Below are 22,059 nucleotides of genomic sequence, written 5' to 3'. Positions count from 1 at the left end.
CCCGAGCAACAAAGAGTTTATCGCCCCTAGGCAGAACCCGAAGGGCAGCGCATGTTTGGCATTTATGCAGCGTTATCGCCTATTTATGGGGAATAACCACACTTCATAGGCTCTGCCTTGCCTAAAAACCAAACATACTGCTGCAAATTCAACCATCAAAGATCAACACGCCCTAAATAAGCTAAAATAATTTTAGGCAGCTCTTGCGCGTATTGCTGCGCCGATAAATCACACGCAATCGCAGGGGTTAAATCGTGGTAAAGTACTTTATCAAGCAATGAGCTAACAATTAAAAATACTGCTGTACCTGCCGCCATTTCGCTCACTTTGGTATCGGTTTGGCTAATTAATTGTGCTAAACGCTGATAAATAACTCGTCTGTTTATGTGTTTATCAGTGCCTAATAACTCACTGTGTAAACGCGAATTTAAATGCAGCGTTCTAAATACTCCCTGTTGTGATAATAAAAACACATACGTTTTATGGCATAAAGTGTTAACTACAGCATCTAAGTTTTCATAGTGCTGTGCCTCAAGCTCGGTTACCCAATTATCTAATGCAATACCAAAGTCTTGATACAGCATAGGCAACAGCGACTCTTTATTTTTAAAGCGACGGTAAAACGTACCAACCGACACCTCGGCGTAATCAGCCAGCTCTTTTATACTTATGTGTTCAAAAAACTTACTTTTTAAACTGTGATTTAGCGCTTTTAATAGTTTTTTTTGGGTGTGTTGGCTACGTTGTTGCTTGGGCACCAAAAAAGGGTGTTCAGACATACATTCAACCATGTTGGTTTAAAGCGCACGCACTGTGCAGCTTGTAAATATAAATAGTAAAACCCAGCTAGCAATTACTTAACTCGCTGGGTAGCTATGTCGTTATTTTTGGCTATTTAAATAATCTACCGCTAATTGGCTAAGCGCTTTGGTCCCCACTTTAAACGACGATTCATCGGCGTAAAAATACGGTGAGTGGTTACTTGCTACCGTTTTTAAGTCTTGTTCTTCAGGTGTACCACCTAAAAATAAAAATACACTGGGTATTTCTAATGCATAAAACGAAAAGTCTTCTGCGCCGGTTATTTTACCCATTTCTTGCACGTTTTGTTTACCAGCTACTTTTTCAAGACTCGGTAACATTTGCGCAGTAAGCTCAGGGTTATTAACCGTTACCGGGTAACCTTCGTGTATATGCACATCGGCCGTTGCCCCCGACGACTTGGCAATATGCGTAGCGGTTGTTTTAATATTTTCAAAGATTTGCGCGCGATTATCCATATCAAAATTACGAATAGTGCCAACCATTTCAACTTCTTCAGGAATAATGTTATTACGCACACCACCGGCAATTTTACCAAACGACACAATAGCCGGCTCTTTGGTTATATTTACTTGGCGGCTCACAATATGGTTAACGCCCGTTACAATTTGCGCAGCGGCAGCAATAGGGTCAACGCCTGTCCATGGTGCTGAGCCATGTGCTTGGCGACCGTGTACGGTTATTTCAAAGCGATCGGCACTGGCCATAAACGGCCCACTTCGATAGCCAATTTTACCCGTATGCAGGCTTGAAGTGATATGCAAGCCAAAGGCAACATCTGGCTTATATTTGGTAAAAATGCCTTCTTTAAGCATTAGCTCTGCACCGCCTTCTTCGCCTAAAGGTGCGCCCTCTTCAGCAGGCTGAAACACAAACATAATGTTGCCATGCAGCTCATCTTTCATGTTTGCCAGTACCTGTGCAGCGCCCATTAGCATAGCTACGTGCGTATCGTGACCACAGGCATGCATTATACCTACATCAACGCCACGGAAATTTGTGGTTTTGGTTGATTTAAATGGCACATCTGTTTTTTCTGTTACCGGTAGTGCATCCATATCAGCGCGAAGCATGACTGTAGGACCGGGCTTTGCACCTTTTAAAATACCGACAACACCAGTGTAAGCAATATCGGTTTGTACTTGCATACCTAACGACTTTAAGTGTTTAGCCACAATGCCTGCGGTACGCGTTTCGCGATTACCCAGTTCAGGATTTTGGTGAAAGTCGCGTCGCCATTCAATTACCTGCTGCTCTACACTTTTAACGTGCTGATCAAGGTTTGCCTGTGCGTTAAACGCACTAAGTGCAGCAAAACCTAATGCCACTGAAAGTAGTGATTTTTTCATCCTGTTTACCTTTATTATTTTATAATATCAATTCGCATAATTAAGTGACCTATTTTGAGGATGGATAAACGTGTTGATAGCAAGGCAAAAAATTCGCTATTTAGTTGTTCTAAATAAGAGTTTTTTAACGCAGATAGCGACACGTTTAGCCTCTCAAAATGATTAAGTATTTTTTCGGATTGGTATAAAGCCCAACAACCGATTTAGTGTTATCGAAAAGTGCTGACAAGTTATAGCCTACACCATTTTTAAATTTATTTTTTACTGCGAGCGCTAAGGCACACAAGTTTGAAAGTAATACTAAAACACTGTTTACTGTAATAGCACCACCTAAAAATGTAAATATGGATTCACATTTTAGTTCATCATACTTTAATAAACCTTTTTTACTGTACTCTTTTTAAATTACACGGAATGACCATGAAAAATCGAATCACTAAAAAGCACGTTTTAAAATCAACATTGGCACTGACTATTGCACTCGCATTGAGTGGCTGCGACATTGATGATGACGATAATAACGACCCTGTCGTTGTAGAAACACCAGAGCCTGCACCAGTTACTTTGCGTATAATGGAAACAACCGACATACACATGTATTTATCTAACTACGATTACTTTGCACAAGCCCCATCAGAAACCTTAGGGTTTGTTAATACTGCTACCCTTATAAAAGAAGCCTGAAATGAAGTGCAAAACAGTGTACTGGTTGATAATGGTGATTTAATTCAAAACAGCCCGCTTGGCGATTACGAAGCGATTGTACGTAAAGACGATATTTTAAATGGCGCAACCCATGTGGCCTTTAAAGCGATGAACTTACTTGATTACGATGTAGCTAACTTAGGAAACCATGAATTTAATTTTGGCTTAAGGTTTTTAGATGCCACATTAAGTGGTGCCGACTTCCCGTATATTAATGCCAATGTATACGTTGATGATGGGGATGATGACGACAACGATGGAAACCGTTACACCCCGTATTACATTCAAGACAAAGCAGTACTTGATATAAACGGTAACGAACAAACAATTAAAATTGGTTACTTAGGCCTTACCCCACCGCAAATTATGCAGTGGGATAGCGCACACTTACAAGGTAAGGTTATTGCAAAAGATATTGTTGCTACTGCTGAAAAGTTCATTCCACAAATGAAAGCACAAGGCGCCGATATTATTATTGCCATTCCGCACTCTGGGTTAACAGCCAGCGCCCAAGAAGACCTCGCTGAAAATACGGCCCTTTACCTGTCTAAAGTAGATGACGTAGACGCCATATTGTTTGGTCATAACCACCGTTTGTTTCCCGGTGATGCGTCGTACGATGGCTATGAGTCGGCGGGTATTGATAACGTAAACGGAAAACTTAATGGCGTACCCGCTGTTATGCCTGGATTTTTTGGCAATAACTTAGGGGTTATAGATTTAATTATTGAGCCAAACGATGAAGGCGGCTGGGAAGTGGCCAGCCCATAAGTAGAAACCCGCGCCATTAGTGGTACAGATGAAAACGGCGACTTTATTGATTTAGCTGCTGTAGATACCGATGTAGCTGCCGCCATTGAGCTTGAACACCAAGCAACGATTGATTGGGTAAGCGAACCATTTGCTGAAATTTCAAACCCTATTTATAGCTTTTTTGCTTTGGTGCAAGACGATCCGTCAATTCAAATAGTATCAGATGCACAAATAGCGTGGGGTAAAGCGTTTATTCAAGGCACTGAGCTTGATGGCTTACCTGTGCTTTCGGCAGCAGCCCCTTTTAGAGCTGGCCGCAATGGTATTGAAGATTACACCAATGTAAAAGCAGGCGATATCACCCTACTAGATACCGTTAGTTTATATGTGTTTCCAAACACTATTCGTATGGTAAAAGTAACAGGTAGCGATGTTAAAGAGTGGCTTGAACGCTCTGCGGGTCAGTTTAATCAGATTGATGTAAACAGCAGCGCTGAGCAAAACCTACTCGATACCACTTTTCCCACTTTTAACTTTGACATTATTGACGGCCTTACCTTTGAAATTGACGTAACGCAGCCAAAACGATACGACAACGATGGCGTATTAATAAGTGAAAACAATTCGCGCATTACTAACTTGCAATACCAAGGTGAAGCAATAGATTTAGAGGCAGAGTTTTTAATTGTAACGAATAACTATCGTGCATCAGGTGGCGGAAACTTCCCAGCGATTGACGGTATCAGCCGTGAAACATTTGAAGGCCCAGATGAAAACCGCGGTGTACTGCGTAGTTACATTATTAGTGAAGCCGCTAAAAGTAGCACAGGCAGTATTGACCCGTCGGCCGATAATAACTGGCGCTTTAGCACTGTGACCACCAGCACAGAGCTAAATGTTGTGTTTAGAACATCACCGCTTGATGAAGTAGCTACTATTGCACAAACACTCCCTGCTGTTGCGCCTACCTCACCACTTAAAACAGACGAAAATGGTTTTGCGCTATACAGCATAGATTTAAAAAACTAATAGCACATAACCTACAAAAACCAGCTTAGTTGCTGGTTTTTGTTTTTTAACAGCGCTGTATTTTGTTGTGCTGGCTTATTTTTATTAAAAACACATTTACGCCAAGCTTGGTTCAAGTACTAGGATAATGGCTTGAAATACTGCCAGCTTGCAAACCTTATTATGAATTTAAATCTTCAAGGCAACGTGCATGGTGCCGCCGGTGGTGAAAAAACAAATATAACTCGTACTAGGTACCAGCAGATGGGCTGTAACTAATACTAGCGCCACCTTCAGTGGCGCTCGGGTCCGCCCCACAAATTTTATTACGAATACTTAATTCATCCCTGAAGCAGTATCCATCGTTCATCCATGAACTCACTTCGAGTAACTGCGAAACTTCGTTTCGGTTCACTCTCACCCAGCAGGTGGGCTGTTGTTGTTATTAGCGCCACCTTGAGTGGCGCTCGAGTCCGCCCCACTCAAATTTCAGGCATAAAAAAACCCTAACCAATTTGGTTAGGGTCATAAAAAGTGGTACCAGCGGGCGGACTCGAACCGCCACGCATTGCTGCAGGGGATTTTGAATCCCCCATGTCTACCAATTTCATCACGCTGGCATCATTTTTCTTTAACCTTCTAAACACGAGAAGATAAAGAAAAACCACTTTAGAGCTAAGGATTATTTATGTGCCTTCGTCTCTATGCCAAGCATTATACAAACAATAGGGGTGGCAGCAAGCGTTTTATGACATTAGCCTGATCAATCGCTTAACATTTAGGCAGCCCACAATAAATAAGGTTAGCTCCATACCCCCTAAATACATAAAACAGTTAGGCTAAACTATAGCGCTTAGTATTTAGATGCTTTTTTGCTAAACTAGCGCGCATATTAATAGTGAGAGTATATTTATGTCGGGTGAGTTTCCACGTGCTGGGTTTTGGCGTCGCTTTGCGTCCTTAGTTTACGATACGTTAGCCATTATTGCATTTGCTATGTTAACGGTTGTGCTCTATTTATTTGCCGTACAAGGGCTTATTACACTTGATGTGATTAGCTTAAATGGAGCTGAGGATGTATCGGCACTTATTCAAGAATCGTTATTGCTTTCAAGCGTTCGAAGCGCCTTACTTGTTACAGTTGCCTTGGTATTTTTTGGCTACTTTTGGACTAAAAGCGGGCAAACTATTGGCATGCGCGCATGGCGTTTAAAAGTACAAACTAACGAAGGATGTTTAATTAGTTGGCCGCAGTCTATTGTTCGCAGCCTAAGTGCCCTGCTTGGATTAGGTAATCTGGTGGTATTAATTGATTTTAAAAACAAAAAAGCGCTACAAGACTATATTTCAAAAACAGAGGTCGTTACCCTTACAAAAGAAGAAAACAAGCGTATTTACCGCGAGCTAGATTAGTAAAAGCAAAAAGGGTGACCCTTGGTCACCCTTTTTAATGCAATGAATAAACGGCTATACCCGTTTATTCATTAAATATGTAGCAAAGCCTATAAACAGTACACTTGGCAATACCGCGCCTATAATTGCGGGTATTTGATAAACCATTACGACTGGACCAAATATCTCATTTGTTAAGTGAAATACAATCCCTGTTACTACACCCATAATGATGCGCGCGCCCATAGTTACGGTACGTAAAGGGCCAAATATAAACGACAGTGCAACTAGTAGCATAACGGCAACAGAGACTGGCTGCATTAGCTTACGCCACAAAGCCAACTCATAGGTGCTGGTATCTTGCTCATTTTGCTGTAAGTACCCTAAATATGACCAAAGCCCTGTAAACGAAAGCGACTCAGGTTTCACCGATACCACCCCAAGCTTTTCGCCCGTTAATTGCGATGGGTAAAACTCTTCATCTATGTGCTCACTGCTTATTTGCTCATCACTAATATGAACCTTATTTACATCGCGTAATAGCCAACCTTCGTCACGGCCAATAGCAACTTTAGCTTTAGTGATTTGAGTTAAATCGAGTGACTTGTCAAAGTGATACATATGTACACCGTTTAAGCGGCCACTTTGATCTACATCTTCAATATTAATAAAGTTATTGCCATCTTTAGCCCATACGCCTTTTTGTGCATTAAACACGTCGCCACCATGTATTGCCTGATTACGCATTTCTTTGGCGTGTTGTTGCGCCTCGGGTGCACCCCACTCACCAAGGGCCATCATGCATACTGCCATAAACACGGCGGTTTTCATTACCGAGCCTATAATTTGTAAGCGCGACATACCCGCAGCTTGCATAACCACTAACTCACTATTTGAAGCCAGTGCACCGAGCCCAGTTAGGCCACCAATAAGCGCAGCCATCGGGAAAAATATAACTAAGTCGCCTGGCATACTGTAAAAAGTATATAAAGTAGCGGTCATTAAATCGTAACTGCCACGACCTACCGACTTTAGCTGATCAATAAATTTAATTAATGTACTAATCCCTACTAGCACCAACAAAGCAAATCCAGTGGTTTGTAAAATGCTGCGGCCTAAGTACCAATCGAGTGTTTTCATCATGCGCTTAACTCCCGTTTTGTTACAACGGCTTTAAGCCAGGCCCCTAGTGGGCGACCTTTTATAATTAATAAACTGCCTATAAACAAAGCACTTAAGTGAATCCACCACAAGCCGATTGAAGGCGGTATTTTGCCATCTTCTACAGCAAATTTTGCAGCATTGAGTAAGATAAAATAACCTAAGTACAAGCTAATGGCTGGCACTAATTTAGCAAACTTACCTTGGCGCGGATTAACCACACTTAACGGTACTGCTATTAAGGTGAGTAACGGAATAGAAAGCGGTATGGCAATACGCCACTGCCACTGAGCAATCGACTCAGAGGTGTTAAGTGGTAATAACTGATTAGTAGGTATCGCTTCTAATTTACGGCGCTGGTGCTCTATTTCTTGCTCGCGTATTTGTACGCTGTAGCCATCAAACTGCGTTAAATTAAGGGCCGGTGTTTGGCCATCGGTTTCGTAGCGTTTACCATCAGTTAGCACTAATTGCTGCTCGCCGTTTACAGCCTCTACCACCACACCTTGCTCGGCGTAAACTAAACGCGCTAAGTCATCTTTTTCGGTATCGGGCAGCTGCGCTACAAATACTTTGTTAAGTTCTTTACCGCCGTTTTCAATGTTATGAATAAACACCACGGCTTTTTCGTTACCGGTTTGTTGAAACCGCCCCGCTCTTAAGGCTGATAAACCCGCATCGGCCTTAGCTTGTTCTTTTAATTGGTACTCTTGCTCGCTGGCCCATGGAGCAAGGTACATGGTCAGTGAGGCTGCTAATATAGCCAAACCCACGCTCGAAATTAAAGTGACGCGAACCACGTACCATTCGCTCACCCCACACGCTTTGAGCACAGTCATTTCGCTGTCGGCGTAAATGCGGCTGTAGGCTAAAATTATGCCCAAAAATATACTTAATGGCAGGATCAGCGAGGCTAGTTGCGGCAATTTAAGCGCAATCATCGATAATACTAATTTGGCAGGAATGCTCCCTTCTGAGGCATCACCTAAAATAACCACAAACTTTTGTGACACAAAAATGGTCATTAAAGTTAAAAATACGGCGACCTGCGATTTTAAAACCTCAGCGGTCAAATAACGAAAAATAAGCAATGCTCGCCCCTGTTAAACATAGAATTTCACTACAATAGTGATAATTTGATAATAAAGTAGCTATTTTACCCAGTTTTATCTGGTAAATAAGTCGTTATTATAAGCTAACAAAATTAATTATCCTACCTAAGTGCACGATATATTGTTGCATTAGTAGCCCTTAAACATATAAAGTTCAATTACACAGTAAGAGTCAGAAAAAATCAGCTAAAATTAAGATTATCCCTACATAAGTTACGTAGCTAAGACTAGATTTTATTTTTTTAGCCCCTATTAATAACGTATATGACTCACAACCAGGAGTAACAATGGAATTTAACGTAAAAAGTGGTAGCCCAGAAAAACAGCGCAGCGCGTGTATTGTCGTTGGTGTTTACGAACCACGTAGGTTATCCCCCATTGGTGAACAACTCGATAAAATCAGCGATGGTTATATCTCAAATTTACTACGCCGTGGCGATTTAGAAGGTAAGCCGGGGCAAGTTTTATTATTGCATCATGTACCTAACGTTTTAAGCGAGCGCGTATTGCTTGTTGGCTGTGGTAAAGAGCGCGAGCTTGATGATAAGCAATATAAGCAAATAATTTCTAAAACAATTAATACCTTAAACGAAACCGGCTCAATGGAAGCGGTGTGCTTTTTAACAGAGCAACATGTTAAAGGACGTGATACCTACTGGAAGGTTCGCCAAGCGGTAGAAACAACACAAGATTGTTTATACACATTTAACCAGCTAAAAAGTAAAAAAGTAGACCCGCGTCGTCCACTTCGTAAAATTGTGTTTAACGTACCCACGCGTCGCGAGCTGACCATTGGTGAAAGCGCTATTGAGCATGGTTTAGCCATTGCCGCAGGTAGTAAGCTATGTAAAGACGTAGCCAACATGCCACCCAATATTTGTAATCCCGCTTACTTAGGCGAACAAGCACAAGAGCTGGCTAACAATTTTGACAACATCACCGTTGATATTATTGGCGAAGAAAAAATGGCCGAGCTAGGTATGAACTCGTACTTAGCAGTTGGTCGCGGCAGTGATAACGAATCGGTTATGTCGGTTATTAACTACAAAGGTGCAAGCGATGAGCAAGCGCCTATTGTGCTAGTAGGTAAAGGTTTAACGTTTGACTCGGGCGGTATTTCAATTAAGCCAGGCGAAGCCATGGATGAAATGAAATACGACATGGGCGGTGCAGCTGGTGTTATTGGTGCTATGCGTGCACTGGCACAAATGCAGCTGCCTATTAACGTAATTGGCGTGTTAGCTGGCTGTGAAAACATGCCAAGCTCTAATGCGTATCGCCCTGGTGATATTTTAACAACCATGTCGGGACAAACAGTTGAAGTGCTTAATACTGATGCTGAAGGCCGATTAGTATTATGTGATGCACTCACTTATGTTGAGCGTTTTGACCCAGATACAGTCATTGACGTAGCAACACTCACTGGTGCGTGTATTGTTGCCCTTGGCGCACACGCTACGGGTTTACTTTCAAATCACAACCCACTGGCGCATGATTTATTAAAAGCGTCTGAGCAAAGTGGCGACCGCGCATGGCAGTTACCACTGTGGGATGACTATCAAGATCAACTTGATAGCCCATTTGCCGATTTTACAAACTTAGGCGGGCGCTCTGCAGGTACTATTACCGCAGCGTGTTTCTTATCTAAGTTTACTAAAAAGTATAACTGGGCACATTTAGATGTCGCCGGTACAGCGTGGCGCAGTGGTGCTAAAAAAGGCGCAACTGGGCGTCCTGTTCCTATGCTTACTCAGTATTTATTAAACCGAGCTGGAGTAAGCGAAGCTGCACACGATTAATAACCTACAAAGCTTATATTAAGGCGCCATTTGGCGCCTTTTTTATTGCTGTATTTATTAGCGTATTAATTGAAGCAAACCTGGTTATATGGCAAAATCTGCCTCTTAATTTATGTGTATCAACTATGTGCACATTCAATGTCATGGGAAACCCCGATACAATGAACATGAATGCTCAATTTTTCGTTCTAAAGCAAGAGGATGAATCAAAAGCTAAGCCTGATGATCATTTTGCTTTAGCAGCTCAAATTGCCGCAGAGCAGTATCGTTCGGGAAACCGCGTGTTTATTTTTGTTGATAACGAACACACTGCCTATGCCATTGACGAAACCCTTTGGGCATTTGATCCCGACAGTTTTGTGCCTCACAACCTACAAGGCGAAGGCCCAAAAGCCGGCGCGCCTGTAGAAATAGGCACCACGCCTCCTGTTGGCAAACGTAACGTTTTAATTAACTTAGCTAATAACCTGCCTGATTTTATTAGGCGCTTTAGCCAAGTTTTTGATTTTGTACCAGTAGAGTCTGTAGCTAAACAAGCCGCTCGTGAGCGCTTTAAAAAGCTGCGCCAACTTGGTGCCAATATCAGCACGCAAGAGATTAATAGCTAGCCGTTTAGGATAAAGCTAACCAACTAATTTAAGTACTTATTTAAGGTTCTGTGTAATGGATAAAACCTACAATCCGCAAGATATTGAACAGTCGCTATACCAAGACTGGGAACAAAAAGGCTACTTTAAGCCATCTGGCCAAGGCGTACCGTATTCAATTATGATCCCGCCGCCAAATGTCACCGGTAGCTTGCACATGGGCCACGCCTTCCAAGATACAATAATGGATACCCTTACGCGTTTTAAGCGTATGCAAGGTAACAACACATTATGGCAAGTAGGTACTGACCACGCGGGTATTGCAACGCAAATGTTGGTTGAGCGTAAACTACACGCTGAAGAAGGTAAAACACGTCACGATTTAGGCCGCGAAGATTTTATTAATAAAATTTGGGAATGGAAAAACGAATCTGGCGGTACTATCACTAAACAGCTTCGTCGTCTTGGCGCATCGGTTGATTGGGACCGTGAACGCTTTACGATGGACGATGGCTTATCAGAAGCAGTTAAAGAAGTCTTTGTTCGTCTTCACAAAGAAAACCTAATTTACCGCGGTAAGCGCCTAGTAAACTGGGATCCAAAATTACACACGGCTATCTCAGACCTTGAAGTTGAAAACAAAGACAAACAAGGCCACATGTGGAACCTGCGCTACCCACTTGCCGATGGCGTTAAAACACAAGACGGCAAAGATTATATTGTCGTAGCAACAACTCGCCCAGAAACCATGTTAGGTGACTCAGGTGTTGCGGTTAATCCAGATGACGAGCGCTACCAAGATTTAATTGGTAAAGAGATTTTACTGCCTATCGTAAATCGTCGTATCACCATTGTTGCAGATGAGCACGCTGATAAAGACAAAGGCACGGGTTGTGTAAAAATCACCCCTGCACACGACTTTAACGATAACGAAGTTGGCAAGCGTCATAAAATGCCAATGATCAATATTTTCGATAAAAACGCTGCCATTCTTAGCCAAGGTGAAACATACACCTTTGACGGTAAAGAGCTTGAATTTGATGCACCAATTCCTGAGCGCTTACACGGTCTAGACCGCTTTGACGCACGTAAAGCCATTGTTGCTGAATTTGAAGAACTTGGCCTACTTGAAAAAATTGAAGATCATGGCCTAACCGTTCCATACGGCGACCGCTCTGGTGTGGTTATTGAGCCACTACTTACCGATCAATGGTATGTACGTGTTGCGCCACTTGCAGAACCTGCTAAAGATGCAGTTAAAAACGGCGATATTCAATTTGTACCTAAACAGTACGAGAACATGTACTTCTCGTGGATGAACGACGTACAAGATTGGTGTATTTCACGTCAGCTTTGGTGGGGTCACCGTATCCCGGCTTGGTACGACAGCGAAGGCAACGTTTACGTTGGCCGCGATGAAGCAGAAGTTCGCCGTGAAAACAACATTGCCGATGATGTTGCGCTAAGCCAAGACGAAGATGTACTTGATACTTGGTTCTCATCTGCGCTGTGGACGTTCTCAACGCAAGGTTGGCCAGAGAACACGGATGATTTAAAAACCTTCCACCCGTCTGACGTGTTAGTAACGGGTTTTGATATTATTTTCTTCTGGGTTGCGCGTATGATCATGATGACGCTGCACTTTATAAAAGACGAAAATGGTAAGCCGCAAGTACCGTTTAAAACAGTGTATGTAACGGGCCTTATACGTGACGACAACGGCGATAAAATGTCGAAATCTAAAGGTAACGTACTTGACCCACTGGACATGATTGACGGCATTGAGCTTGAAGATTTAGTACAAAAACGTACTGGCAACATGATGCAGCCTAAACTTGCCGCTAAAATTGAAAAAGACACGCGCAAAGTATTTGCAAATGGTATTGAAGCACACGGTACCGATGCGCTTCGCTTTACCCTTGCGGCAATGGCATCAACCGGTCGTGATATCAACTGGGATATGAACCGTCTAGAAGGTTACCGTAACTTCTGTAATAAACTATGGAACGCAAGCCGTTACGTATTAATGAACACAGAAGAGCAAGATTGTGGCTTCAACGATGCCGAAAAAGAGCTTTCGTTAGCCGATCGTTGGATCTTAGGCCAATTTGAATCAACGGTTAAAACCTACACTGAGCACCTTGATAACTACCGCTTTGATTTAGCCGCTAACACGCTTTACGAATTCACTTGGAACCAGTTCTGTGATTGGTATTTAGAGCTCACTAAGCCGGTATTATTTAAAGGTAATGAAGCACAGCAACGCGGTACTCGTAACACGCTAATAACCGTGCTTGAAAGCTTACTGCGCTTAATGCACCCAATGATGCCATACATTACCGAAACTATTTGGCAGCGCGTTGCACCACTTGCAGGGCTTGAAACAGCAGGCACCAGCATCATGGTACAAGGCTTCCCTGTTTATAATGAGGCAAACGTTGATGCCCAAGCTATGGACGACTTAGAGTGGGTTAAACAGTTTATTTTAGCAATTCGTGTTATTCGTGGTGAGATGGACATTAGCCCAAGTAAGCCACTTAACGTGTTACTGGCTAACGCATCAAGCGATGATGTGCGCCGTATTAACGAGAACGAGTCATTTATTGCCTCGCTTGCTAAACTTGAATCGTTCACCCTGCTTGAAAACAAAGACGATGCACCCGCGTGTGCAACATCATATGTTGGCAACCTTGAAATTATGATCCCTATGGCGGGCTTAATCGATGTTGAAGCCGAGCTTGCTCGTATTAACAAGCAACTCGAAAAAGCAGAAAAAGGCCTAGCGCAAGTGCAAAACAAACTAGCTAACGAAAAGTTTGTTAACAACGCACCTGAAGCCGTACTTGCAAAAGAAAATGCTAAATTAGCTGAGTTCACTGATGCTAAAACCAAGCTACTTGAGCAAAAAACTAAAATAGAGAGCTTATAAACTTTCATAAAATGCCTATTAACATCATTTAATAGGCATTAAAAAAGCCGCTCACTGTTAAAGTGAGCGGCTTTTTTGTGCCTTGTGTTTAACTACAAAGCACTTCTACATTAAAACTTGTAGTTGTACTGAGCGCCAACTAGTACAGCGTGACCTTTAGATTCAAAAGACCATTGCTGAGGTAAAGTGTCACTTTCTACTGTTTCAGTGAAAGTTTGTGTTTTACCACGTAATACGCTCACACCTAAATCAACATTCGAGTTTTTATCAATCGCGTAATTACCACCAAAAGAGAACCAAAAACGGTCTGTATCAGGGATAGAAATTGATAGATGCTTCTGTGATACAGGCGACTCATCAAAGGCAAAACCAGCACGCAATAACAGGTTTTCGCTATATTGGTAATCAGCACCTATCGAGTAGCGAAGTGCGTCAGAAAAATCTTCCGTTTTTTCAAATGCGCTAAACTTATCACCCGTTGGACTCGTTACTTGCGCCTCTAACGAATCAAAGCTGCTCCAACCGGTCCATAGTACACTGTAGTGTAAGCCTAGTTTTTCATCTAGCTGGTGAGAACCAGAAAATTCAGCAATTGCAGGTAATGTAATCTCAACTGAGCCTGGTAGCTCAATTTGTCCGTCCAACCCACCATCAATGAATGTAGGTAGCTCATTAGAGTATTCACCTTCAAACGTAATGTCTGTTTCGCTACGGTAGTTAAAACCAAAACGGCTGTTTTCATCTAACTGATACATTAAGCCAATGTTTAAGCCATAACCCATATCATCGCCTTCAAGGTTAACAGCATCGGCACTTGCAGGAATAGACGCAATTGCAGGGTTTACTGGTGGTACTTCACCGAATTTACGAATAATTTTAGCCTCTGCATACACTGCATTTAGACCAATACCAAAACTAAACTGCTCTGATACTTTATAAGCAACACTTGCATTCATGTTCACTGTGACAATTTCTGTTTCACCAGCAATTTGACCAGCAGCATAGTCATCATCAAATTCGGTCGCAAGGCCAAAGTTAGAAAACGCGCCAAAACCAACCGATACTTTATCGTTTACAGGCATAGTGAAATAAGCAGCCGGAATAATCGCACTAGGAGCGATACTGTCATCATTTAATACGCTATTATCGAAACCATATCCGTTACCGGTTCCTTCTAAACTCACATCTGGAATTACAGCAATAGCTGCAACACTCAATTGCTTATCTTTAAATAAAGTCATTAATGCGGGGTTACGAGCAACAACAGAGGCGTCGTCAGCGATAGATGCTTCACCGGCGTATGCACGGCCAAGGCCTGATGCGTTTTGCTCAGCTAACTGAAACGCAGCAGCAAATGTATCTGCAGATACTAACGCAAGCGAAGCTGCGATTAGAGTTTTAGAAAATTTCATTGTTGTGTCCTTAACCAAACAGGCGTTTGGGTATCTATGTGTTGTTATTAGGATTTTAAACTTGGCTACACTACCTTAATTTTTTATAAAAAACTGTAACAAAGCGACAAAAAACTCCAAAAAACACGTTTTTTAACCACATTTTAACAACTATTTAAAACTCATCGGAGCAGAAATGTGTTATTAGAGCTTATACTCTAATTGTAATTAATTATCATTTAGATTGACTTGTAATTCCGTGCATTTTAAACTCGTTATAAAATCACAAAGGAAGCAAATAGGTGATCATATTACTTATTATTGCGGGGCTCATTTTTTGTGGCGCCAGTGTGTATTGTTTTTATAAAGCAAACTATTGTGCTTGCACACAGGCCGGCCAATGCGATAACCCCGTAAACCATTACTGGTTGGGGGCCATGCTAAATGCATTAGTGTCGTTAGCTTTTTGCTGTATTGCACTGCATGTAGAGCAAGGAACATTACTATGGCTTACGTTAATGGCGAGCTGTTTTTTAGGCGCTTACATTTCTGCTAAGAGCGAAAAACTTAAACGCTGTAAAAAAGCTAATTCAACAAATGCTCTTTTAACAAACGAGCCAAATTAATTTGATAATCATGGGGCTTAATGCTCGATACAATTTTTATACTTTGATCTGGCTCGCTTAAATCGAGATCTTTAGGGGTGACGTGATGGCCATGCTTTGCATTATAAAATAGTTTAACCTTTGGCTTTATTGGGTTTAGCTTATTACCCTCAAGTACCAAGGCTAAACGCTCATTGGTTAATTTGACTATAGTACCTACCGGATGTACACCTAAGCATTTTATAAAATGTTGAACAAGCTCTGCATCAAATAGCTCTTTATGCGCTAACAAATAACGTAACGCATTAATGGGTTCATCTCCCTCCTGATGAGGTCTGTCGGCTGTTAGCGCATCGTACACATCAACAATTGCCATAATGCGCGCTGGGCGACTAAGCTTTTCAGCTGTAATACCACGCGGATAGCCTGAGCCATCTAATCGTTCATGGTGGTTAACTATCATGTCGAGTATTAGAGGGGTAATGCCCTTTTCACCTTTGACCAGGCCTAAACCTTGGGCGACATGACGTTTAATAATATCCATTTCACTGCTAGTGAGCTTACTTGGTCTAGAAATAATCCCCTGCGGGAGTTTAGCCTGCCCTAAATCGTGAAGTAGCGCGCCCATAGCAAGCTGCTGTACGGCTTCTTCTTTGTACCCTAAATATTTAGCGAACACAGCGGTGAAAATAGCGCAGTTAACCATGTGGCGCCAATTGTAACTATGTTTGTCTTTTATGCGGGTTAAAATGGTCATTGCGCTAGTATTTCTAAATACCGAGCTGACTATATCGTTAGCCATTTCGTCAATCACCGTTAAATTAACCGATAACCCTGTGGTTACATCACCATACAAAGCTTGCAGCTTGCGATTATGCTGTTCAAAGTTAATGCTGGCTTTAGCAAATTCTTGCTCAAGGGTAATTGCAGGTTTTACCGCTGGCGGCTTAGCTTTGCTGCTGGATGTAACGGGCTCTTTTACTACAGCAGCCTTGGGTCTGTACTTATCAGGTACGGCTGCATCGCCTTTAGTAAAGTCGATAAGCAGCTCTAAAACGCCTTCTGTTACTAAGCGCTTTATAATTGCTTGGTTTCGCACTAAACCACTGGTTTTTATTTTTATACTATTGAGCCCTTCCTGCTGTTTGGTAACACTGTCAACAAACATACCTGGGGTAAGCTCTGAAATGGGTAACGCGATGAGCATGGTAAAAGCGTTTTTACAATTAAATATGCCTACTAAATAGCACTATTTAAGCATAAAAGTCTACTTTTTGAGTTAAGGATAATACTATATAACTATAAAGGACTACTAAATTTGATTAGGCGTAAACAGGAAAATGATAAAAAGCAAATGGCGCTCTTGCTAGGGATCGAACCTAGAACTTAGCCTCCGGAGGGCCACGTGATATCCATTTCACCACAAGAGCACATTTGTTGCTAAAACACTAACTCGCGATATCAATGCTTTAGCACTGGCAATAATAAAGAGATCTTTAAATAAATACCAGCATCATTGAGTTATATGCCTATAAATCAAACTGTTTTTGATAAAACACTTCACAACTTGCAAAAAACAAGCTATTTATTGGTATTCGATAAAAAATAGTAACCGTTTAGCAACATACTATGGATGCTTACGGATTATATAGAGGATGTAATTATGAGTTTAATGTCGACTGAGCAAGTGGCTGAGTTTTTAGGTGTAAAAACCGAGCGTGTAAAACGTCTTGCTCGAGAGAGCTTACTTATTGCCAAGTCTGAAGATGAAAACGGTGAACCGCAATTTGATGCTGACGAGGTAGCAAAATACAAAGAGCTTGCTGCACGTTTTGGCGGCCTTTAACCGTGCATATCGCTCAATAATTTATTTAGCTGCGCGCGTAATGTGCTTGACCTATTATTTATGTCGCGCTGCTCATACCACCCTATACACAGTACCAAAAATACCACTTTAAAGTGACGTAGCTTGTCATAAGCGCTATAAAAATCACTGGGGGTTGCTTGCTGGGCGCTATATTGCTCAAGCAAGGCTTGCTCTGCGTGCGTATTTAACTCTAAGCTAACCGCAAGCGCCGCTAAGTCAAAATACACGTCGTTAGTTTGCGCATATTCAAAGTCAATCAAATACATGCCGCTTAAATTGACTATTAGATTATCTTTAACTAAGTCGTTATGACAAAAGCCACTGTTGTAGGGCATGTCACTAATGGCATTTAACGTATCCTCAATTAAGCGGCTGTACTGTTGATATATGTTGCTATTAGCGTAATACATAAGCTCTTTTGCAATATCCATTGGCTGCGTAGCTAGAGGGTAACTATGAACGCGTGCCAATTTTTCAACTAGGTCAATACTGTAATTATTAGTAGCAATATCACCACAAATATAGCGAAATGCAGCACGCCTGTTAGCCTTATCGAGCCAAATGGGTTTAGGGCAAACGTTATGCTGGCTAAGTGCAGTTTGGGCTTGTAGCCCTATTTTAGGCCAATGCGATTTGTAGCATTTTAATAAGTAGTTTTGCTGTGCGGTTTTTATTAGGTAATTGTCGTTACTTAAGCCATTCACTAATTTAGTGGTTTGTAGCACGTGCTCAGGTGCTACAAACTCACTACACAACGCGGCAATATTTGGATTACGGTGCATGCGTTATAATTGCGCTAATGGCTTAGCTTGGCTTTGCTCGTACTCTTCGTACCAGGTTTTAAATCCCCACGCGGCCATAATAGTGTAAAAAATAAATAGCGCGAGCGTTGGGTAATAGCCTTTTTCGTAATACAAATACATAGAGGCCGCATCAATAACAATCCAATACAGCCAGTTTTCGAGCACTTTTTTAGCAACTAAATACGTGGTTACCACCGCAAAACAGGTTGTAAAGCTATCTAGGTAGGCAAAATCGGCATGGGTGTAGTTTTGCATTACATAGCCAATAATAATGGCCGCTAAGCTTGTAGCGGCTATCAGAATGGCGTGGCGTTGTGTAGACCATGAGGTAATACTAATATTATCTTCTTTACCTTTGCGCCATACCATCCAGCCAAATACAGCCATGTACATGTAATAAAAATTGAGTAGCGACTCCATAAGCAGCGCGCCATTCCAGTACATTATGGTGTAAATAAGCGTGCTAAAAAAAGCGGCAGGCCAGCACCATAGGCTTTCTTTTATTGCCAGTAATAAATAAGCAATAGACAGCCCTACCGCAATATATTCCCAATGCGACATTGCTGTAAAACCACTTAAGGTTTGTGTTAAAAAATCCATGTGTGAGGTTACCGTTTTTAATACACGTTAAATAAAGGCGATTACGCTGGAGACAAATCGCCAGATAAAAACTTACATACAAAAATAGCCTTACCAAACTCTTCGTACGAGCGTTTAATCTCGGTGTTTAGCACTTGCATTACTAAATCGTAATCGCCAAAAATTTGCGTAGAAAGGGTATTGGTGATCACTTTTAAGTTGTCGTATTCGTTTAAGCGGTCAATAAAACCTTTAATAAACGGGATGTAATCTTGATGAAGTGGGTATTTACTGATCTCTACTGATAATTTCATTTTAAACTCTACTTTTAATTATTTGATTTCAACAAATCGTTCAATGCCAGTTCAATACAGTGTAAAATTACACTCACACTCAATTAGCTGAGCTTATTATGGCACGCAGAATAACCTATACATTTAAAAACCAACCGCGCGAAATTAACTTCGCAAAAGACAAATACCACGACATGTATCAGGCTATTGCCGCTGCCGAAGGTATTGATTTAACGAACTACTTAAACATGGTACGCCAAATAGAAATGACCTCAAAAGGCTCTTCCGCTGTACGTAACTTTCGTGATCAAGAATTTGCCCGTATGGGCTTTAGTGACATTTACTTTATTAAAGAATAAATATCACTTATTAACTACCGCTGATACTCATAACTTACGCGCGGTGTAATATTACATAGTAATTCGTAAGGGATAGTATCAGCGCAGTGGGCTATTTCTTCAACTGGCAGCTCCGGTCCCCACATGGTAACGCTATCGCCTACTTTAACATTATGCTCGTTTGCGCCTATATCAATGCTTATCATATCCATAGACACACTGCCGACAATACCGTAGCGCTGCCCTGCAATCATAACCGGTGTGCCTTCTTTGGCATGACGCGGATAGCCATCGCCATAACCCATAGCCACTACGGCTAATTGGGTTGGTTTGTCACTTTGCCAACGGCCTCCGTACCCTACTCGCTCATGTGCGGCAACATCACGCACTGCAATCACTTTTGTGGTTAAACGCATGACCGGCTTTAAATTGTGCTGCTGCCCTATGCAGTCTGCCATTGGCGACACCCCATAAAGCATAAGTCCTGGGCGTATCCAATCACCATGCCCTGCTGGCCAAGCTATAATACCGGCCGAGTTTGATAAACAATGCGCTTGGTCTATGCCCTTTACAAGCGAATCAAATAAGCTAATTTGCTGCGCCGTTTTCGTATTATGCGTATCATCGGCACACGAAAAATGGGTCATCAAATTAATGGTGCTTTTAGCATTGGGTGTGCGCTGCAAGCGACTATAAAATTCTTCAAACTGCTCAGGAGCTATACCTAAACGGTGCATACCAGTATTTACTTTTAGCCAGCATGTTATTGGCGCATCAAGCTTGGCGTTTTCAAGTGCCGCTAATTGGTTTTCATCATGAATTATGGTTTGAAAATTATTCGCGAGTAAAATAGGCAAGTCGGCTTTATTAAAAAAACCCTCAAGCAGTACTATTGGCTTTGTTAAACCACCGGCGCGCAGTGCAAGGGCTTCGTCAATTCGGGCAACAGCAAAAGCATCAGCACTACTTAAGTGCTGAGCAATTTTTACTAAGCCATGCCCATACGCATTGGCTTTCAATACCGCCATTATTTTGCTATTTGGCGCAAAATGTTTTACCTGCGATAAGTTGTGCGCAAGGGCGGTTAAGTTAATTTCGGCTGTGGCTAGGCGCATTAGTATTCATCATCAACTGCTGGCCCCGCGTAATTATCAAAGCGAGAAAATTGCCCCTGGAAGGTTAAACGTACTTTACCAATGGGGCCATTACGCTGTTTACCTATGATAATTTCGGCGATGCCTTTTTCTGTACTGTCTTCGTTGTATACCTCATCACGGTATATAAACATGATTAAATCGGCATCTTGCTCTATCGAGCCCGACTCACGTAAATCTGAGTTGATTGGGCGCTTATCGGCACGTTGCTCTAGGGTACGGTTTAGCTGCGAAAGTGCTATAACCGGGCACTGTAATTCTTTTGCGAGCGCTTTTAATGAACGTGATATTTCGGCAATCTCTAAAGTACGGTTATCTGATAGGCTAGGTACGCGCATTAACTGCAGGTAATCGACCATAATCATACTAATACCACCGTGGTCGCGCGCTATACGTCTTGCACGTGAACGCACATCGGTAGGTGTTAATCCTGATGCGTCATCAACATACATTTTGCCTTTTTCCATCAACAACCCCATGGTTGATGAAAGGCGTGCCCAGTCGTCATCATCTAACTGGCCGGTACGTACCTTGGTTTGGTTAATACGACCAAGCGATGCAAGCATCCTCATCATAATTTGTTCTGAGGGCATCTCTAGTGAGTAAATAAGCACAGGCTTGTCTTGCGTCATTGCGGCGTGCTCTGCAAGGTTCATCGCAAAGGTGGTTTTACCCATTGAAGGACGTGCTGCAACAATAATTAAATCAGAAGGTTGCATACCTGCTGTCATTTTATCTAAATCAGCATACCCGGTGCTAACACCGGTTACACCGTCTTGCGGCGACTGGTATAGCTCTTCGATTTTATCGACGGTTTTTTCAAGAATATTATGAATGCTTTGCGGGCCCTCTGTACTTTTTGTACGTTGCTCAGCAATTTTAAATACTTTACTCTCGGCAAAGTCTAATAAGTCGTGGCTGGTGCGCCCTTCTGGGCTAAAACCGGCTTCGGCTATTTCGTTCGCTACACCAATCATTTCGCGCACTACCGCGCGCTCACGCACAATATTAGCGTACGCATCAATATTGGCAGCACTTGGGGTGTTTTTAGCTATTTCTGCCAAATACGCAAAACCACCAATACCTGCCAGTTGGTTATTTTTTTCAAGGCTTTCTGAAATTGTGATTAAATCTATCGGATCGCCCACTTCAGCAAGTGCGGTCATGGCTTCAAAAATAAGCTTATGGGTGCGGGTATAAAAGTCCTGCGCAACAACCAGCTCTGCTACGCGGTCAAACGCTTGGTTATCAAGCATTAAGCCACCTAAAACAGATTGTTCAGCTTCTATTGAATGGGGAGGGACTTTAAGGGTATCGACTTGCTTATCTGGTTTGGCCATAACTTCACAGTACTAAAATTGAATGGCTCTATTCTATCGACTTGGCGGGGCTGTGCAAATAGCAAAGCAGGA

The 22,059-nt window shown here is 42.1% G+C and carries 22 protein-coding genes and 2 tRNA genes; 10 read left to right on the top strand and 14 right to left on the bottom strand.

The features are described 5' to 3' along the window. Positions 1 to 155 precede the first annotated feature (155 nt). Complete coding sequence (locus CWC17_RS05015) at positions 156 to 779, bottom strand: TetR/AcrR family transcriptional regulator (protein WP_249935890.1); 624 nt, start codon at positions 777 to 779, stop codon at positions 156 to 158. Positions 780 to 881: 102 nt separating this feature from the next. Continuing rightward, on the bottom strand, positions 882 to 2,171 hold the full coding sequence (locus tag CWC17_RS05010) for a M20 family metallopeptidase (RefSeq protein ID WP_138612254.1): 1,290 nt from the start codon (positions 2,169 to 2,171) through the stop codon (positions 882 to 884). Between the two features lie 420 nt (positions 2,172 to 2,591). On the opposite strand from CWC17_RS05010, the gene CWC17_RS19545 reads away from it, so the two are divergent. From CWC17_RS19545 to CWC17_RS19535, 3 genes are all read left to right on the top strand, one after another. Further along, positions 2,592 to 2,855, top strand: a complete 264-nt coding sequence (locus CWC17_RS19545) for a hypothetical protein (protein ID WP_249929291.1) — start codon at positions 2,592 to 2,594, stop codon at positions 2,853 to 2,855. 6 nt (positions 2,856 to 2,861) lie between these two features. Beyond that, a complete protein-coding gene (locus CWC17_RS19540; protein ID WP_249935889.1) occupies positions 2,862 to 3,647 on the top strand; it encodes a metallophosphoesterase in 786 nt (261 codons plus the stop codon). 171 nt (positions 3,648 to 3,818) lie between these two features. Continuing rightward, the gene (locus CWC17_RS19535) at positions 3,819 to 4,658 is read left to right on the top strand and encodes a 5'-nucleotidase C-terminal domain-containing protein (protein ID WP_249935888.1); all 840 of its coding nucleotides are present in this window, start codon (positions 3,819 to 3,821) and stop codon (positions 4,656 to 4,658) included. Between the two features lie 229 nt (positions 4,659 to 4,887). Here the strand turns inward: CWC17_RS19535 and CWC17_RS19335 are convergent, their stop codons facing one another. After that, positions 4,888 to 5,052 (bottom strand): hypothetical protein, encoded by a 165-nt coding sequence (locus tag CWC17_RS19335; RefSeq protein WP_171042070.1) that lies wholly within the window; start codon positions 5,050 to 5,052, stop codon positions 4,888 to 4,890. A 120-nt stretch (positions 5,053 to 5,172) separates the two neighbouring features. Next, positions 5,173 to 5,257, bottom strand: a tRNA-Leu gene (locus tag CWC17_RS04995). A 292-nt stretch (positions 5,258 to 5,549) separates the two neighbouring features. On the opposite strand from CWC17_RS04995, the gene CWC17_RS04990 reads away from it, so the two are divergent. Continuing rightward, complete coding sequence (locus tag CWC17_RS04990) at positions 5,550 to 6,050, top strand: RDD family protein (protein WP_055015275.1); 501 nt, start codon at positions 5,550 to 5,552, stop codon at positions 6,048 to 6,050. Between the two features lie 54 nt (positions 6,051 to 6,104). Here CWC17_RS04990 and lptG read toward each other — a convergent pair whose 3' ends face one another. Beyond that, complete coding sequence (lptG, locus tag CWC17_RS04985; RefSeq protein WP_055015274.1) at positions 6,105 to 7,172, bottom strand: LPS export ABC transporter permease LptG; 1,068 nt, start codon at positions 7,170 to 7,172, stop codon at positions 6,105 to 6,107. After that, complete coding sequence (gene lptF / locus CWC17_RS04980; protein WP_055015273.1) at positions 7,169 to 8,281, bottom strand: LPS export ABC transporter permease LptF; 1,113 nt, start codon at positions 8,279 to 8,281, stop codon at positions 7,169 to 7,171. The genes lptG and lptF overlap by 4 nt, the downstream gene beginning before the upstream one ends. Before the next feature lie 308 nt (positions 8,282 to 8,589). On the opposite strand from lptF, the gene pepA reads away from it, so the two are divergent. The 3 genes from pepA to CWC17_RS04965 all read left to right on the top strand — a co-directional run bounded on the left by pepA (position 8,590) and on the right by CWC17_RS04965 (position 13,617). Further along, positions 8,590 to 10,101, top strand: coding sequence for a leucyl aminopeptidase (gene pepA, locus CWC17_RS04975; RefSeq protein WP_138612253.1), 1,512 nt, complete (start codon positions 8,590 to 8,592; stop codon positions 10,099 to 10,101). A gap of 161 nt (positions 10,102 to 10,262) precedes the next feature. Continuing rightward, positions 10,263 to 10,709, top strand: a complete 447-nt coding sequence (locus CWC17_RS04970) for a DNA polymerase III subunit chi (RefSeq protein WP_138612252.1) — start codon at positions 10,263 to 10,265, stop codon at positions 10,707 to 10,709. 55 nt (positions 10,710 to 10,764) lie between these two features. Continuing rightward, entirely contained in the window at positions 10,765 to 13,617 is a 2,853-nt protein-coding gene (locus tag CWC17_RS04965; protein WP_138612251.1) for a valine--tRNA ligase, read from the top strand. A 110-nt stretch (positions 13,618 to 13,727) separates the two neighbouring features. On the opposite strand, the gene CWC17_RS04960 is transcribed toward CWC17_RS04965, so the two are convergent. Next, a complete protein-coding gene (locus CWC17_RS04960) occupies positions 13,728 to 15,029 on the bottom strand; it encodes an outer membrane protein transport protein (RefSeq protein ID WP_138612250.1) in 1,302 nt (433 codons plus the stop codon). A gap of 281 nt (positions 15,030 to 15,310) precedes the next feature. Between CWC17_RS04960 and CWC17_RS04955 the strand changes: the two genes are divergently transcribed. Beyond that, positions 15,311 to 15,634: a hypothetical protein gene (locus CWC17_RS04955; protein WP_138612249.1), complete on the top strand. Its 324-nt coding sequence runs from the start codon at positions 15,311 to 15,313 to the stop codon at positions 15,632 to 15,634. On the opposite strand, the gene CWC17_RS04950 is transcribed toward CWC17_RS04955, so the two are convergent. Both CWC17_RS04950 and CWC17_RS04945 read right to left on the bottom strand, forming a co-directional pair. Then, positions 15,594 to 16,820: a cyclic di-GMP phosphodiesterase gene (locus CWC17_RS04950; RefSeq protein WP_138612248.1), complete on the bottom strand. Its 1,227-nt coding sequence runs from the start codon at positions 16,818 to 16,820 to the stop codon at positions 15,594 to 15,596. The two genes, CWC17_RS04955 and CWC17_RS04950, sit on opposite strands and share 41 nt — an antisense overlap. 148 nt (positions 16,821 to 16,968) lie before the next feature. Beyond that, a tRNA-Arg gene (locus tag CWC17_RS04945) sits at positions 16,969 to 17,043 on the bottom strand. 233 nt (positions 17,044 to 17,276) lie between these two features. Between CWC17_RS04945 and CWC17_RS04940 the strand changes: the two genes are divergently transcribed. Then, positions 17,277 to 17,459: a hypothetical protein gene (locus CWC17_RS04940; RefSeq protein WP_055015266.1), complete on the top strand. Its 183-nt coding sequence runs from the start codon at positions 17,277 to 17,279 to the stop codon at positions 17,457 to 17,459. On the opposite strand, the gene CWC17_RS04935 is transcribed toward CWC17_RS04940, so the two are convergent. The 3 genes from CWC17_RS04935 to CWC17_RS04925 are packed head-to-tail and all read right to left on the bottom strand — an operon-like array spanning position 17,456 to position 19,176. Continuing rightward, positions 17,456 to 18,262 (bottom strand): phosphotransferase family protein, encoded by an 807-nt coding sequence (locus CWC17_RS04935; protein WP_138612247.1) that lies wholly within the window; start codon positions 18,260 to 18,262, stop codon positions 17,456 to 17,458. The two genes, CWC17_RS04940 and CWC17_RS04935, sit on opposite strands and share 4 nt — an antisense overlap. Positions 18,263 to 18,265: 3 nt before the next feature. Further along, positions 18,266 to 18,883, bottom strand: a complete 618-nt coding sequence (gene pnuC / locus CWC17_RS04930) for a nicotinamide riboside transporter PnuC (RefSeq protein WP_138542192.1) — start codon at positions 18,881 to 18,883, stop codon at positions 18,266 to 18,268. 41 nt (positions 18,884 to 18,924) lie between these two features. Beyond that, positions 18,925 to 19,176: a hypothetical protein gene (locus CWC17_RS04925; protein ID WP_055015263.1), complete on the bottom strand. Its 252-nt coding sequence runs from the start codon at positions 19,174 to 19,176 to the stop codon at positions 18,925 to 18,927. Positions 19,177 to 19,274: 98 nt separating this feature from the next. Here CWC17_RS04925 and CWC17_RS04920 point away from each other — a divergent pair, with 98 nt between their 5' ends. Further along, positions 19,275 to 19,514 carry a DUF2960 domain-containing protein gene (locus CWC17_RS04920; protein WP_004588463.1) on the top strand — a complete coding sequence of 80 codons (240 nt, stop codon included), beginning with the start codon at positions 19,275 to 19,277 and terminating at the stop codon, positions 19,512 to 19,514. 14 nt (positions 19,515 to 19,528) lie between these two features. Here CWC17_RS04920 and alr read toward each other — a convergent pair whose 3' ends face one another. Together alr and dnaB are read right to left on the bottom strand one after the other, a co-directional pair. After that, complete coding sequence (gene alr, locus CWC17_RS04915; protein ID WP_138612246.1) at positions 19,529 to 20,608, bottom strand: alanine racemase; 1,080 nt, start codon at positions 20,606 to 20,608, stop codon at positions 19,529 to 19,531. Further along, positions 20,608 to 21,987 carry a replicative DNA helicase gene (gene dnaB / locus CWC17_RS04910; RefSeq protein ID WP_055015261.1) on the bottom strand — a complete coding sequence of 460 codons (1,380 nt, stop codon included), beginning with the start codon at positions 21,985 to 21,987 and terminating at the stop codon, positions 20,608 to 20,610. Before dnaB ends, alr begins: the two co-directional genes overlap by 1 nt. Between the last annotated feature and the right edge of the window lie 72 nt (positions 21,988 to 22,059).

The sequence above is a fragment of the Pseudoalteromonas sp. S3785 genome, from assembly GCF_005887365.1.
Classification (GTDB): Bacteria; Pseudomonadota; Gammaproteobacteria; order Enterobacterales; family Alteromonadaceae; genus Pseudoalteromonas.
This window is presented reverse-complemented; position numbering and strand designations above follow the sequence as displayed.

Coding starts and splice junctions, on each gene's coding strand:
- CWC17_RS05015 (WP_249935890.1), bottom strand. CDS start 779: ATGTCTGAACACCCTTTTTTGGTGCCCAAGCAACAACGTAGCCAACAC.
- CWC17_RS05010 (WP_138612254.1), bottom strand. CDS start 2,171: ATGAAAAAATCACTACTTTCAGTGGCATTAGGTTTTGCTGCACTTAGT.
- alr (WP_138612246.1), bottom strand. CDS start 20,608: ATGCGCCTAGCCACAGCCGAAATTAACTTAACCGCCCTTGCGCACAAC.
- CWC17_RS04990 (WP_055015275.1), top strand. CDS start 5,550: ATGTCGGGTGAGTTTCCACGTGCTGGGTTTTGGCGTCGCTTTGCGTCC.
- CWC17_RS19545 (WP_249929291.1), top strand. CDS start 2,592: ATGAAAAATCGAATCACTAAAAAGCACGTTTTAAAATCAACATTGGCA.
- CWC17_RS04925 (WP_055015263.1), bottom strand. CDS start 19,176: ATGAAATTATCAGTAGAGATCAGTAAATACCCACTTCATCAAGATTAC.
- CWC17_RS04950 (WP_138612248.1), bottom strand. CDS start 16,820: ATGCTCATCGCGTTACCCATTTCAGAGCTTACCCCAGGTATGTTTGTT.
- dnaB (WP_055015261.1), bottom strand. CDS start 21,987: ATGGCCAAACCAGATAAGCAAGTCGATACCCTTAAAGTCCCTCCCCAT.
- CWC17_RS04940 (WP_055015266.1), top strand. CDS start 17,277: ATGAGTTTAATGTCGACTGAGCAAGTGGCTGAGTTTTTAGGTGTAAAA.
- CWC17_RS04965 (WP_138612251.1), top strand. CDS start 10,765: ATGGATAAAACCTACAATCCGCAAGATATTGAACAGTCGCTATACCAA.
- pnuC (WP_138542192.1), bottom strand. CDS start 18,883: ATGGATTTTTTAACACAAACCTTAAGTGGTTTTACAGCAATGTCGCAT.
- pepA (WP_138612253.1), top strand. CDS start 8,590: ATGGAATTTAACGTAAAAAGTGGTAGCCCAGAAAAACAGCGCAGCGCG.
- CWC17_RS04960 (WP_138612250.1), bottom strand. CDS start 15,029: ATGAAATTTTCTAAAACTCTAATCGCAGCTTCGCTTGCGTTAGTATCT.
- CWC17_RS04935 (WP_138612247.1), bottom strand. CDS start 18,262: ATGCACCGTAATCCAAATATTGCCGCGTTGTGTAGTGAGTTTGTAGCA.
- CWC17_RS04920 (WP_004588463.1), top strand. CDS start 19,275: ATGGCACGCAGAATAACCTATACATTTAAAAACCAACCGCGCGAAATT.
- lptG (WP_055015274.1), bottom strand. CDS start 7,172: ATGATGAAAACACTCGATTGGTACTTAGGCCGCAGCATTTTACAAACC.
- CWC17_RS04970 (WP_138612252.1), top strand. CDS start 10,263: ATGAACATGAATGCTCAATTTTTCGTTCTAAAGCAAGAGGATGAATCA.